Annotated in this window: 12 protein-coding genes; 10 read left to right on the plus strand and 2 right to left on the minus strand. The window is 64.7% G+C overall.

Annotated features, from left to right (window positions below):
- Both SJI00_RS07635 and SJI00_RS07640 read left to right on the plus strand, forming a co-directional pair.
- Nucleotides 1-621 (plus strand): LysE family translocator, encoded by a 621-nt coding sequence (locus SJI00_RS07635; protein ID WP_322461123.1) that lies wholly within the window; start codon nt 1-3, stop codon nt 619-621.
- A 21-nt stretch (nt 622-642) separates the two neighbouring features.
- Complete coding sequence (locus SJI00_RS07640) at nt 643-1,545, plus strand: alpha/beta fold hydrolase (protein WP_322461124.1); 903 nt, start codon at nt 643-645, stop codon at nt 1,543-1,545.
- Nucleotides 1,546-1,980: 435 nt separating this feature from the next.
- Here the strand turns inward: SJI00_RS07640 and SJI00_RS07645 are convergent, their stop codons facing one another.
- The gene (locus tag SJI00_RS07645; RefSeq protein ID WP_322461125.1) at nt 1,981-2,148 is read right to left on the minus strand and encodes a hypothetical protein; all 168 of its coding nucleotides are present in this window, start codon (nt 2,146-2,148) and stop codon (nt 1,981-1,983) included.
- A gap of 96 nt (nt 2,149-2,244) precedes the next feature.
- Entirely contained in the window at nt 2,245-4,311 is a 2,067-nt protein-coding gene (gene treS, locus SJI00_RS07650) for a maltose alpha-D-glucosyltransferase (RefSeq protein WP_322461126.1), read from the minus strand.
- Between the two features lie 189 nt (nt 4,312-4,500).
- On the opposite strand from treS, the gene SJI00_RS07655 reads away from it, so the two are divergent.
- The 8 genes from SJI00_RS07655 to SJI00_RS07690 all read left to right on the plus strand — a co-directional run bounded on the left by SJI00_RS07655 (nt 4,501) and on the right by SJI00_RS07690 (nt 13,875).
- A complete protein-coding gene (locus tag SJI00_RS07655; RefSeq protein WP_322461127.1) occupies nt 4,501-5,259 on the plus strand; it encodes a hypothetical protein in 759 nt (252 codons plus the stop codon).
- A gap of 224 nt (nt 5,260-5,483) precedes the next feature.
- Entirely contained in the window at nt 5,484-7,898 is a 2,415-nt protein-coding gene (locus SJI00_RS07660; protein ID WP_322461128.1) for a TonB-dependent receptor, read from the plus strand.
- A gap of 562 nt (nt 7,899-8,460) precedes the next feature.
- On the plus strand, nt 8,461-9,303 hold the full coding sequence (locus tag SJI00_RS07665; protein WP_322461129.1) for an STAS domain-containing protein: 843 nt from the start codon (nt 8,461-8,463) through the stop codon (nt 9,301-9,303).
- A 3-nt stretch (nt 9,304-9,306) separates the two neighbouring features.
- The gene (locus SJI00_RS07670) at nt 9,307-9,669 is read left to right on the plus strand and encodes an STAS domain-containing protein (RefSeq protein WP_322461130.1); all 363 of its coding nucleotides are present in this window, start codon (nt 9,307-9,309) and stop codon (nt 9,667-9,669) included.
- Nucleotides 9,666-10,070: an anti-sigma regulatory factor gene (locus SJI00_RS07675; RefSeq protein ID WP_322461131.1), complete on the plus strand. Its 405-nt coding sequence runs from the start codon at nt 9,666-9,668 to the stop codon at nt 10,068-10,070. The genes SJI00_RS07670 and SJI00_RS07675 overlap by 4 nt, the downstream gene beginning before the upstream one ends.
- Nucleotides 10,067-11,080: an ATP-binding protein gene (locus SJI00_RS07680; protein WP_322461369.1), complete on the plus strand. Its 1,014-nt coding sequence runs from the start codon at nt 10,067-10,069 to the stop codon at nt 11,078-11,080. Before SJI00_RS07675 ends, SJI00_RS07680 begins: the two co-directional genes overlap by 4 nt.
- Nucleotides 11,073-11,948: a sensor histidine kinase gene (locus SJI00_RS07685; protein WP_322461132.1), complete on the plus strand. Its 876-nt coding sequence runs from the start codon at nt 11,073-11,075 to the stop codon at nt 11,946-11,948. The genes SJI00_RS07680 and SJI00_RS07685 overlap by 8 nt, the downstream gene beginning before the upstream one ends.
- Nucleotides 11,938-13,875, plus strand: coding sequence for a response regulator (locus SJI00_RS07690; protein WP_322461133.1), 1,938 nt, complete (start codon nt 11,938-11,940; stop codon nt 13,873-13,875). Before SJI00_RS07685 ends, SJI00_RS07690 begins: the two co-directional genes overlap by 11 nt.
- The last annotated feature ends 123 nt before the right edge of the window (nt 13,876-13,998 follow it).

Here is a 13,998-nt window from a genome sequence, read left to right on the forward strand (position 1 = left end):
ATGCTCGGTTCCTATGACCTGCTTACCGCCTTCGTACTCTTCGCGTTCGTATCTTCCATCACTCCAGGGCCCAACAACACCCTGTTGCTGGCCTCCGGGGTGAACTTCGGTGTGCGTCGCAGCGTGCCGCACGCGCTCGGTGTGAGTGTGGGATTCATGGTCATGGTCATGGCGGTGGGCTTTGGGCTCGGTGAAGTGTTCAAGGCCTGGCCCGTGCTTTACACCGTGTTGCGCTACGTCGGGGCGACCTACCTGCTGTACCTGGCTTGGAAGATCGCCACCTCGGGGCCGATGTCCGAGAGCACCGGTAGCGAGCGCAAGCCCATGAGCTTTCTCGGTGCGGCGGCGTTCCAGTGGGTCAATCCCAAGGCGTGGGTGATGGCCGTGGGCGCCATCACCACCTATGTGCCGGTCGAAGGCTATCTGCACAACGTGGTGGTGATCGGGCTGCTGTTCGCGCTGGTGAACCTGCCCAGCGTGGGCGTCTGGGTGATGTTTGGCAGTGCCCTGCGCAACCTGCTGCGCACGCCGCGCTGGTTGATGCTGTTCAATGTCCTGATGGCCCTGTTACTGGTGATGTCGCTGTACCCGCTGCTGTTTGTAGAATCATCGTTCTCCTGACGGCACGCGTTGAGATGTCTGATGCAACTGATTCCTTGGTCCTACCTCACCCCTGACGGTTTCACCTTGCGCGGCTGGCGTTCGCCAGCCAGCGGCAAGCCGTTGCTTCATCTGCTGCATGGCAATGGTTTTTGCGCCCTCGTGTACCGGCCAATGCTGGTGCAGCTCAGCGAGCATTTCGATCTGTGGTTGAGCGATGTGCAAGGCCACGGCGAGAGTGATCATGGCGGAGCATTCCGGGGTTGGAATCGCAGCGCAGAGCTGGCCCTGGCGGCGTTCGAGGCGGGGCGCGGGGTCTATGGGGAGGTCGTGTGTCATGCGATGGGGCACAGCTTTGGTGGGGTGCTGACTGGCCTGATACTGGCACAGCGGCCGGGATTGTTCGCACGCGCCGTGCTGCTTGATCCGGTGCTGTTCAGCCGGCGCATGATCGCGCTGATGCGGCTGGCGCGGTGGCTGCGTCTGCATGGCCGGCATGGGCTGGCGCGCAAAGCCGCCGCACGGCGCAGCGAATGGCCGGATCGGCAAGTGGCGCAGGCGTCATTGCAAGGGCGTGGCACCTTCAAGGGTTGGAGCGCAGATGCGCTCGACGCCTACCTCGAACATGCCCTGAGCCCAAGCCCGGGAGGCGTCTCGCTGAAATGCCGGCCGTCGCGGGAGGCGGAGATTTTTAGCTCGATGCCGCAGCGGCTATGGCCGAGCCTACAGCACATCGTGACGCCAACGCTGATTCTGCATGGGGAACGCAGCTATCCGTTTGTGGGGCCATCTGTACGACGGCTGGCGCGGTTGAATGGCGCGGTCTTTGAGCGAAAGGTTGCCGGCGGGCATTGTTTCATGCAGGAGGATCCTGCGGCAGCGGCGGGGTGGGTGATGGGTTTTTTATGGGGTGAGGCGGGCTGTAGCGCAGGCTCTGGTGTGTAGGACGGAGGCCTTGAGTAAGCGATTGTACAAGGCACCTAGGGTTGCTGATCGCCTCGTTATCACCAGCCAGTGGCGTGAGGCTGTAACAGGCGCCATGGGTTCAACGCAGGGATGCGGTTCATGCTTGGGCCCTTGAAGCCATAGGGTGGGACCGCAGCGCAGACCTTCGCGACGAAAATCGCCGCAATCAGGTGCGATGGGTCGTGCGAAGTATAGGGCCTGGATCGCAGCCGCCGATTGGCGCTCCAGCCAACCGTGTCGCTCCGATACAAACAACCCATCCGCAACCGCCGGCCACAACCAATGGCGCGGCCTTGCGATGCTTGGCGAACCAGCGGAGCGCCTAGGGCCGCTCCAACAGGGTCCAGGTTTTACTGGGTGGACAGCAGCGGCGGGCGGCGGGCCGACATCCGAACAGGGGACCTGCGCCCCCTTTCAACCCGCAAACTTGCTCCACACCAACTGCTGATGGCGCACCGGCGCCGGTTTCACAGCAGGTTCCCCGTGGTGGCGGCGCGCCACTCGCAGCACGCCCCACAGCAGCGCCAGCGCCACTGCCACCCAGGCACTCAACAAACTTAAAAGGGTCATCGCCAGGCTCATGGAAAGCTCCTTTGCTTTGTGTGTCCTCTCTAAGTTGTTGACTGTCCTGGCTGTCAGGGATTCAAACGGATCGTGTGCTAAACCCGACCAGCGGCATCACAAGTGCCCGCTGCTGTTGACGATGCGCAGGCACAACGCCTCGTAAGGGTCCAGATTGATCATCAGCCGGCCGTCTTCGGTGAGGTCACCCTCGACCGTCTCGTTGATCATGTCCACCACTGTGCCTGGCGTGAATCCAGTCAGTTGCAGCTCTTCTGCGATCACGGTCTGGCCGAAGTTCAGCGCGCTGATCTGCGTGCCGCGCCCGGCCGGCAGCTCATGCACCATCACCAGCAAGCCTGGGCTGGTGACGTCCGGCACGAGGATCTGCCGCGCCGTGGCGATGCCATAGGCTTGACGCACGGCCAGCAGCTTCTTCACCTTGCTGGCGAACGAATCGCTGCGCTCGAGCTGTTCGTCGAGGCTGCCGTACAGTGCACGGGCCCGCGGCATGCCGCGTACCGAAGTGTGGTGGTCCGGGGCCAGGCCCGCCAGGTCGTAGCCGCCGCGATGGATCCAACGGGTATCGCCATCGAGCATGCGCTCGGCGACCGCCTCGGCAGGCAAGGGCAGGGCGCCCACCATGTCCCACCCCGACAACGCCACCACGCCGGGCTGCATGGCGTTGTACATCACCAGCAGCAAGTGCACTTTCTGGATCTGTTCGATATCGGCATCAGTGATCTGCTCCAGGTCACGCATGCCCAATGCAGCGGTGATCAGGCTGGCCGTGGTGCAGGAAATGCCATTGGTGACGAAGCGCAGGTTGTACGGCGCATGCTCGCCGGACAGCCGCTCGTAGATCTCTTCGCGGATGTGCTCGCGCAAGATGCTGCCCGGCAGGGTCTGGCCCTTGAAGTGGTACATGTCGTGGGCGTGCAAGGTCCAGAAGTGCACCAGCTCGACGGTCAGTTCGTCGTGGTTCTGCAAGGCGTGGATCAGGGACGCGGGGTCGATCTCGAAGGCCTGCATTTCCTTGAACATCAGGCGCAGGAATTCGGTGTCGCCGGTGAGCAGGGCGTGCTGATAGGCCGGGCGGGTGATGAAGTCGTACGACAGGTCTGCGCCGCCCTTGGACATCTGTGCGATATCGTCCAGCGTCAGGTTCAGCTCCTGGAAGCTGAAGCCTCCGGCCTTGCGCACCATGCCGCCAATGATCTGGTTGCCCACCAGCGACAGCGGATGGCTCTCGGACCAGGCAGTGCCTTCGGCGCTGGTCTCGACGCCGAGAAAGCCGTTGGCATCGAGCCGCAGTCCACGCGCGCCGAGGCAATCGAGCGCGTGCAGGGCGTCGCCGATGATCATCTGCTGCGCGGTGAAGCTCGGGTCGAGCCAGTTCAGCGACGGCTGGCCTTCCTTGAAGTAGTGCAGGTACACCCAGCGCCGGGTCACGCCGTCCACGCCGGTCACCGGCGCGGTGGCGCTCCAGTCGGTTTCCTTCACGCCGGGCTCGAAGAAGATCACCCGTTGCAGCTGGCCGACGATGTAGTGGCGCGCCTTGAGTTCGTCACACTGGGCCGGCAGCAAGTTGACCGCGTCGCGACCGGCGGGCACCTCTGGCAGCAGGTTCCAGTCTTCCTCGCGTACCTCGACCATGTGGTACAGGCCCGGGTAGGCGCCATGGGCCATTTCCGCCAGCCGAAAATCCGCGCCCTTGCCCGTGTGCGAGGGGATCAGGTCATCGATGGTGACCGCGTTGTGCGCGGCGGCCAGGCGGCTCATCTGCACCAGTTCCTGCTCGGTGCCGTAGAGCGGGTCGATGTCGAAGCTGATGCGGTCGAAGTTGCCATCCACACTGGGGGTGAAACTGCGTTCGCGCACACCACCGGACCGCTTGATCGGGCCGGTGTGGATGCCTTGCACGCCCATCTCGGACAAGCGCTTCCACAGCGCTTCGTGGCCCAGGGCGCCGAGCACCGAGCAGCCTTCGGGGGCGATGATGGCGTCGGGGTACACGGTCAGCCATACCGAGGCGATTTGTGTGGCGCGGCGCGGCTGGGCTTCGGCAAAGGGGTTGAGCCACAGGCGCGACTGGCCGGAGTAGAGCCGGGCGCGGTCCTGGGAAGCCTTGAGCATGGACTGCTCTTCGAGCCATTTCACGTACGACGGATCAGGGTGAGACATCGGGCGTCCTCTATGTGCGCAGTTCCGGGGTATCCCTCTCTGACGGCGTGGCGCGCGGTACGTTCGTCCGGGCTTGCATGCGAGCGGTTCGCGCACGCGCGTGTTGCGCCGGCCGACCGAAGTTGGCACGCTTGCTCGCGCCTTCCAAGCCATGGCACGCGCCACGTCACCACACAAGGAACCACCAGGTTGAACTGGGAAAAAGTCGGTAAGTCCCTTGCGGGCGTCTTGATCGCGCTGGTCTGCGTCAGTGCGCTGTACCTGATGCTCAGGGATAACGCGCGGCTCGAGGCCGATGTCACCTACCAATCTCTGACCTACCCGAGCCAGTTCAGCGAACGCATCAGCCAGACCAGCGATGCGTTGAAATACGAGCAGCTGTACGAGCATGCCCGCAGTATCAGCGGGGGCGTGATCGGCCACGAACAGCTCGACAAGCTGGTCGACCTGGCCCAGGCGCCCTACCGCAAACTGTTCGCCAAGCCCTTCGAAGCAGGGTTGGTGGATCACCGCACCGGGCTGTTCATCACCTTGCGCAACACTGGCGACACGCCGGTACGCAATGTGCACATACGCCTGCCCGCCAAGGGCCTGGTGCAGGTCCGAGACGAAGCTGGCAACGACACGCTGCTGGAAACCGCCACCAGCAGCGTCGACATCACCGCCATCGGCGCCGATGCCCAGGCGCGGGTGTGGATCTACTTCGATGGCGACTACACACAGATCGCCCAGGCCGGCGTGCGCATCGGCCATGACGGCGGCGAAGCGCGGGTACTGGTGTACGAGTCCTTTGCCGGGAACCAGGCAACCGTGGCGCATTACGCGACCGAGCTGCTGATTGCCCTGGTCTGGCTGCTGTTGACCTTGGCGGGTCTGGGTTACATCTGCCTGCTGCAGCACCGGGCGCTGGCGGTCAAGAACAAAGAAAGCCTGGACGACCGGCGTTAGCGGCAGTGCGAAAGGGCGGCGGTGCCGTGGCAATGCGAGCGGCAGGTAACCGCCCGATCGCGCAGCTTGCAGCCTTTGGGGGCTTCACAACACTTCGCGCGCGCTGGCGTGCCGGCACTCGGCTAGCGGCCGTACGGTCAGGGAAAAAATGTTCCCGCCACCTGTCCCCTTTTTCCGCCTCGGCTGTCATTCAGGGCAAATGAGCCCTACGAGAGAGCCGCACCATGTCCGCATTCCCGCGCCAACGCCCGCGCCTGGCGTCTTCGATTTCCGCGCCTACCTTGTGCCTTGTGCTCGGCTTGGGCGCCGTGCCTGAACTGGCGCTGGCCGACAGCGCGCCGCGCAGTTTTCAGATTCCGGCCGGTAGCCTCGGCGCTGCGCTGACCCGCTTTGCCGGCCAGGCCGGCGTCAGCCTGTCGGTGGAGCCCGCGCTGGTGGCCGGCCGGCAAAGCCCGGCGCTGTCAGGGCCGTTCAGTGTGCAGGAAGGCTTCGCCCGCCTGCTGCAAGGCACTGGCCTGCAACTGCGCAGCGTGGGTACCGACAGCTATACGCTGGTGCCGGCCCCCAGCGACTCCGGCGCCCTCGAACTGGCGCCCACCACCATCGAAGGCGTGCAGAACAGCGCGGCCCTCGATGCCGAGCGCTATGCCGGTGGCCAGGTTACCCGGCGCGGTTCGCAGGGCCTGCTGGGCTCGCGTGACTTCATGGACACGCCCTTCAGCATGACCACCTACAGCAGCGAGGGAATCAAGGCCCAGCAAGCGCGCACCCTCGGCGACATGGTTGCCAGCGACCCGTCAGTGCGGGTCACCAACCCCTCGGGCGGGCGCTTCGAGCAGTTCACCATCCGCGGCCTGAGCCTGTTCAACAGCGACGTGTCCTACGGCGGCCTGTACGGCATCCTGCCGACCTACAGCATCGACATGGCCATGGCCGACCGGGTCGATATCGTCAAAGGCCCCAGCCAGCTGATCAATGGCATTTCGCCCCGCGGCAGCGTGGGCGGCAGCATCAACATCGTGCCCAAGCATGCCGGCGAAGACCCGCTTACCGAGTTCACCGCCAGCTATGCCTCCGACAGCCAGCTCGGCGGCGCGCTTGACGTGGCCCGGCGCTTTGGCGAAGGCGACCAGTTCGGCGTGCGCTTCAACGGCGTGAAACAGTCGGGCGATACCCCGTGGGACCATCAGAGCGTCGACCGGCAGATGGCGGTGCTGGGCCTGGACTTTCGCGGGGACCGCCTGCGCCTGTCGACCGACTTCGGCCACACCGAGCGCGACACCGATGCGCCCCAGGAGCGAGTGATCGTCGGCGCGCTGGCTAAGGTGCCGGACGCCAACAAGGTGCGCCACAATTACGCGCAGAAGTGGAGCCAGGCGCGCACCCAGGACACCTTCGGCATGGTCAATGGCGAGTTCGATGTGAGCGACTCGCTGATGCTCTACGGCGGGGTCGGGGCGCGCAAGAGCGAGCATGATTTCCTGCGCCACAACGTGCCGATTTCCAATGACGCGGGCGCCTTCACCGTGCAGCCGCGCGATTTCACCCGCGACGAGACCGTGCGCACCGCGCAGGCAGGGCTGCGCAACTGGTTTCACACGGGGGCCGTGAGCCATGAGGTGAACCTGGCCGCCAGCTACTTCTACATGGACTTCGAAAATGGCGGCGCGCGGTACGCCAGTGCGCCAAGCAACCTCTACAGCCCGGTTGCGACCCCCACCCCCGGCACGCCAACGCGGCTGGACGACAAGGTCTACACGGAAAACCGCTTCACCGGCGTGGCGTTGTCCGACACCCTGGGCTTTTTCGAGGAGCGCCTGCTGCTGACCCTCGGGGCTCGCTGGCAGCGGGTACAGGTCGATGACTGGAGCAATGGCATCAAGGGCGATACCGCCTATGACGAGGAGAAGCTGTCGCCCTCTGCCGGCGTGGTGTTCAAGGCCACTGAGCAGTTGTCGCTGTACGCCAACTACATGGAGGGCCTGAGCCAAGGCAAGATTGCGCCGAGCACATCGGTCAATGAAGATGAGATCTTTGCGCCCTTCATCAGCCGCCAGATCGAGGTCGGCGCCAAGTACGATTTCGGCCGCTACGCGGTCACTGCAAGCGCGTTCCGCATCAAGCAGCCGGCGTATGAAACCAACACCGCCACCCGCGTGTTCGGCGCCAACGGCAAGCGCCAGAACAGCGGGCTTGAGCTGAACATGTTCGGGGAACCGACACCCGGCGTGCGCCTGCTGGGCGGGGTGATGTACATCCACAGCGAGCTGCGCGATACGGTCGATGGCCGTTTTGACGGCAACCGCGCGCCGGCCACGCCCAGCTACAACGTCAACCTCGGCGCCGAATGGGACGTGCCGCAGTTGAGCGGCCTGACCTTGACCGCGCGCGGCATTCATTCCAGCTCGCAGTACCTCGACCAGGCCAACAGCAAGGAAATCGATGGTTGGGAGCGTTTCGACCTCGGCGCGCGCTATGCCTTCAAGGTCGAGGGCCGCGACGTCACCGTGCGCGCCAATGTCGAAAACGTGCTCAACGACCGCTACTGGGCCTCGGCCGGCGCCTCGGATGACAGCGAGGCGGGCCTGACGCTGTCCTCGCCACGCACTTGGTTGCTGTCGACTACCGTCGCGTTCTGAGCCTGGCGGAGTGTGCTGGGCCCGCATTCCTCAGGCTGGCAAGGCACTGTGCCGCTGCCAGCGGCGGGGCCCCGGTGCTGATCAGGCGCCTGGCGCTTTAAGCCGGCACGCGCGCACTTGCGCAGGCGAACTGCCCGCAAACGGCGGTGCAATCATTCCAGCGCTACGGCCAGGCGATTCAGTCGAGCGATGGGGCCGCCCGGTTGGGCTGAGCGGTACTGCGATCGCCAAGTGCGCAGCCCATCGAGCAGACAGGCCCCATTGAGTTGCCCCGCGCGAACGATTCTGGCTTTCTGCCAGCTCGCTGACGGTCCCCCCGTCAAACATCGCTTGGCAGGCGTGCGCGAAGGCGGCACACTCCGCGCGCCGCGCCCGCGAGCGCTCTTCAGGCGCCGTGCAGGTGCCGGTAGAGGCTCGCTCGCGGGTTGTCCGAACCTGCACCCCGCGATAGTGGCGCGTTGCTAGCTTCTGCTGTAATCCACACAAACTATTCGCACTGGCCACGGTCACTGACTGCAGGCCAGTCATTTCGGCTTTCCTCCCCCTCTGGAGCACTCGGTATATGGCAGCATTGCAGGGCAGTACGTTGGATGCGATCAACAACAATCAGAGCCAACTGCTGGATGAGTGGATCGTTGGTCTGGAAGCCAATGGCGCGACGCGTAACCTGAAGGAGCAGGATCTGCGCCAGCAGACCAGTGGTTTTCTGCAATTACTCCTCGCCAGTCTGCAAGATGCCGACGCAACGGGCGCAGGCTCCGAAGAGCTTCGGCGTTTTCTGGAAAAGCTCTCGTCTTCGCGTGCCCAGCTTGGCCACGACTCGCACCAGACCGCGTATTTCATTTTCGCCCTCAAAGGCCCGCTGTTCAGGCTGCTGCAGCAACAATACAAAGACCAGCCGGGGGCGCTCGCTGAACAATTGCTGATCATTTCCGAGTTGCTCGACAGCCTCGGCATGCACACCGTGCGCACGTATCAGGTCACCCGCGAGGCGGTGATTCGACGTCAGCAGGATGAGCTGCTCGAACTGTCCACCCCGGTGGTCAAGCTCTGGGATGGCGTGCTGGCCCTGCCGCTGATCGGCACGCTCGACTCGCAGCGCAGCCAGACCGTGATGGAGTCGTTGCTCCAGCGCATCGTCGACACCGGCTCGGAAATCGCCATTATCGACATCACAGGCGTGCCGACCGTCGATACCCTGGTGGCCCAGCACCTGCTGAAGACCGTGACCGCCATTCGTCTGATGGGCGCCGACTGCATCATCAGCGGTGTGCGTCCGCAGATCGCCCAGACCATCGTCCACCTGGGCCTGGACCTGAGCACCATCACCACCAAGGCCAACCTGGCCGATGCGCTGAAACTGGCGATCAAACGCCTGGATCTCGGCGTTGACGCACGGGGCTGAGCCATGGATCGCATTCCTATTCTGCAGATGGGCGAATTTCTCCTGGTGACCATCCAGGTCGACATGCACGACCAGCTCGCGCTGACCCTGCAGGAAGACCTGACCGACCGCATCAGCCGCACGTCGGCACGCGGCGTGTTGATCGACATTTCGGCGTTGGACATGGTCGATTCCTTCATTGGCCGCATGATCGCCAGCATTTCCGGCTTGTCGCGGATCATGGACGCCGAAACCATGCTGGTGGGCATGCAGCCGGCCGTGGCCATTACCTTGGTCGAGCTGGGCCTGACCCTGCCGGGCGTCAGCACTGCGCTCAATGTCGAGCGCGGTATGCAGGTGCTGCGCCAGCGAGTGGCCCATCGATGAACGTCTCGCAGAGCGGCAGCTTGCCGGTGCGGATCGAACAAGATGTGGTGCTGGCGCGCCAGTTCGCGCGCAAGTTAGCCACCGAGCAGGGCATGCGTCTGGTCGACCTGACCAAGCTGGTGACCGCCGTCAGTGAGTTGGCACGCAATACCGTGGTCTACGGCGGTGGCGGTGACATGGACTGGGCCGTGGTCGAGCAAGTGGGCCGTGTCGGCCTGCGCCTGCTGTTTCGCGACGAAGGCCCGGGTATCGCCGATACCCGCCTGGCACTGACCGACGGCTGGACCTCGGGGGGTGGCCTGGGTCTGGGCTTGACCGGCGCGCGCCGGCTGGTGGACGAGTTCGACCTGGATACCGCTCCGGGTGCGGGTACGAGGATCACGATCACGCGATGGATATGACCCTTTGCGCCAGCCTGACCCAGGTCCTGGCCCTCGATGATCCCAGCCAGGTCGGGCACGCCCGGCGCATGGCGCTGAAGCTGGCACAGGAGGTCGGCTTTGACGAGGGTGATGCCGGGCGTGTCGCGCTGGTGGCCACGGAACTGGCCAGCAACGTGCTCAAGCATGCCCAACATGGCGCGCTGCACCTGCGCCACTTGCCACGTGCCAACGGCAAATCGGGGATCGAGCTGCTCAGCGTGGACAGCGCCCAAGGCTTCGACCCGCTGCGCTGCATGGCCGATGGTTTTTCCACCGGCGGCACCCAGGGCATTGGTCTGGGCAGCGTGTCGCGCAGTGCTCAGGTGTTCGATGTGCACACCGATGCCAAAGGCTCGGTGGTGCTGGCGCGGCTTTATCCGGGTGATGACGGCAGCGCCGACTTGCGCATAGGAGTCAGCCAGCATTCGCTTCACGACGATCCGGCCTGTGGTGACACCTGGCACATCGCTGTGCGTGGGCCGCTGCTCAGCGCGTTGGTGATCGATGGCCTGGGCCATGGCGAGGAGGCCGAGAAGGCCGCCAAGGCCGGGGCCAGGGCATTTGCCGATGCACCGTTCGAGGCGCCGCAGGCGCTGCTCGAACGCCTTCATGTGGACATGAACGGCACCCGTGGCGGCGCCGTGGCCATCGCCCAGTGCGACGCAACCTCGCAGGCGCTGCACTTCGTCGGTATCGGCAACATCGGCGCCACGCTGATCAAGGGCGAACGCACCCGCGGCCTGGCGTCGATGGCGGGGATCGTCGGCGGGCAATACCGCAAGGCGCAGGTGTTCGACTACCAGCAGGTTGATGGCCACTTGCTTATCCTCTACAGCGACGGGCTGCAGTCGCGCTGGAACCTGAATCACTACCCTGGCCTGATTCACCGCCATCCGGCAGTGATCGCCGCTGTACTGCACCGCGACTTCTGTCGCGGCCGCGATGATGTAACCGTGCTGGTCATCGACCTGGAGCTCAGCCATGCCTGACACGACTTCCCCCGACGTTGCCCAGCAGGCGGCGTTGATCACCCGCCTGCAGGCCGAAAGCACGGCCCTGCGTGCCGAGCTCGATGAAACCAACCAAGGTGTGCTGGCGCTGTATGCCGAGCTGGACAACCAGGCTGAGCAGTTGCGCCAGGCCTCTGAGCTGAAAAGCCGTTTCCTGGCCTACATGAGCCACGAGTTCCGCACCCCCTTGGGCTCGATCCTGAGCATCACCGGCTTGCTGGCCGATGAACTGGATGGCCCGCTCTCTTCGGAACAGCACAAGCAAGTGGCGTTCGTCAGTACAGCCACCCAAGAGCTCTCTGACATGGTCAGCGACTTGCTCGACCTGGCCAAGATCGAGGCCGGGCGCATCACCATCTCACCGGCCTGGTTCGACATGCTTGACCTGTTCACCGCCTTGCGCGGGATGTTCCGGCCGATCGTCAACAGCACCGAAGTGGACCTGATCTTCGAGGCCCCCGAAGGTTTGCCTAAGTTGTATACCGATGACAAGAAACTCACACAGATTCTGCGCAATTTCATCGCCAACGCGCTGAAGTTCACTGTGCGCGGCGAAGTCCGCATCTCTGCGCAGCTCTTGCCTGAAGACCGCATTCGGTTCGCCGTGAGCGACACCGGTATCGGCATTGCACCTGAGCTGCTGGGCACGCTGTTCGAGGACTTCAGCCAGGTCGATTCGCCCTTGCAGAAGCGCCTGCGCGGCACCGGCCTTGGGCTGTCGCTGTGCAAGCGCTTCGCCGAGCTGCTCGGTGGCGAGGTCGGCGTGCAGAGCGAGCCGAGCCAGGGCTCGACGTTCTGGGTGGTGATTCCGCTGGCGCTGACTCAGGAGCGTGCAGATGCACAATGATGCTCGCCTGCTGATTGTCGACGACAACCTGGTGACCCGCTATGCACTGCGGCGCAGGCTTGCCATGCATGGTTTCGAGGTGCTTGAGGCGGGTACGGGCGGTGAGGGCCTGACGCTGCTCGGCGAGACCGTGGTCGATGCGCTGATTCTGGACGTCAATCTGCCCGACATGAGCGGCTTCGATGTGGTTCGCGTGTTGCGTCAGGACAGCCGCACGGCGTTGCTGCCGATCATTCACGTGTCGGCGGCGGCCATTCAGACCGGCGACATCATCACGGGCCTGGACAACGGCGCCGATGCCTATCTGATCCACCCGGTCGACCCGGATGTGTTGCTGGCGACCCTGCGTACGCTGCTGCGGGTGCGTGACAGCGAGCGTGCGCTACGCGAAAGCGAGGCGCAGTTCCGCGAAATCTTCGACAACGTTTCGGCGCCGATCGCCGTGCTCGATGCCGAGCTCAAGGTGCATGAATGCAACCATGCGTTCACCACACTGATGCAGGACAACCGCACCCCAGGCTATCTGCGCGAGTGTTTCGCGCAAGGCCAGGAAGCGGTGCTTCAGGCCTTGGGCGCGCACCTGGCCGAAGGCACACGCTGGCGCGGCATGCTGGGCATGACCCAGCACGGCCAGCCGCGTGAAACCGAATGGCAGCTGTCACCCTACCGCGCGCCTGGGCTGTGCCTGGCGTTCGTCGAAGACGTCACCGAACACCGCCACCGCGAGCGCTCGCACCTGGCGCGCCTGGACGATGCCAACAGCCAATTGGCCAAGGAAGTGGCCGAGCGCGTGCGCACCGAGGCGCAACTGCTGCAGCTGCAGAAGATGGAGGGGCTGGGGCGGCTCACCGGCGGCATTGCGCATGACTTCAACAACTTGCTGACCGGGATCATCACCAGCTTGGAGCTGATCCGCAAGCGGGTGGGCGAGGGGCGTCTGGAAAAGATTCCGACCTATGCCGATGCGGCCTTGAGCTCGGCCATGAGCGCCGCCTCGCTGACCCATCGCCTGCTCGCTTTCGCCCGGCAGCAGCCGCTGGACACGCGTCCGGTCGACGTCAATCGCCATGTGCTGTCGCTGCAGGACCTGCTGACCCGGACCATCGGCGAGCGCATCCGTCTGGGGCTGTCGCTGTCCAGCCGCCCAGCCATTGCCTTGGTCGACCCGGTGCAGCTGGAAAGCGCGGTGCTCAACCTGGTGATCAACGCGCGCGATGCGCTGCCCAAGGGCGGCACCATCGAGGTCACCACCTCGGCGGTGTGGTCCAGCGGTGACCCGAATCTCAAGGATGGGCCTTACGTGTCGTTGACCGTGCGCGACAACGGCGCCGGGATCGAACCGGCGGTGCTGGACAAGGTGTTCGATCCGTTCTTCACCACCAAGCCGCTGGGGCAGGGCACCGGGCTTGGCCTGTCGACGATCTATGGCTTCGCGCTGCAGTCGGGCGGCCATGTGGCGCTGCGCAGTGGGGTAGGGCGCGGTACCGAAGTGACCCTCATGCTGCCAGCCAGTGGTGAAGCGGCCGACTGCGCCGTACCGCCGCCGCGGCTCGAGCAACCGGGCCAGGGCGAGCATGTGCTGGTGGTCGAAGACATGGCCTCGGTGCGCCTGTCGGTGGTCGAGGTGCTGATCGATGCCGGCTATCGCTGCAGCCTGGCCGAAACCATCGAGCAGGCCCTCGACCTGCTTCGCGAAGACACCAGTATCGAGCTGTTGCTCTCGGATGTCGGGCTGCCGGACATGAGCGGCCGCGAGCTGGCCGACATGGCCCGCACTTACCGGCCGGGCCTGCCGGTGCTGCTGATGACCGGCTACGCGGAGACGGCGCTCGACAGGCAGGCGTTTCTGGGCGAAGACATGGACCTGCTGACCAAACCGTTCCAGATCGCTGACCTGCTTGAAAAAGTGCGCCAGGCGTTGGGGTGAGGGAGTGGGTCAGGCCGGCTGCGCCGCCCATCGCGGCTGACGGGAGCGCCGGACCTACGCGCCTGCCATTTTGCGCAGTGTCGGAAATCTGCGCGGCCCAGTGCTTTGAGCCACAGCACGGCG

The organism is Pseudomonas gebzensis, assembly GCF_034427815.1.
Taxonomy (GTDB): domain Bacteria; phylum Pseudomonadota; class Gammaproteobacteria; order Pseudomonadales; family Pseudomonadaceae; genus Aquipseudomonas.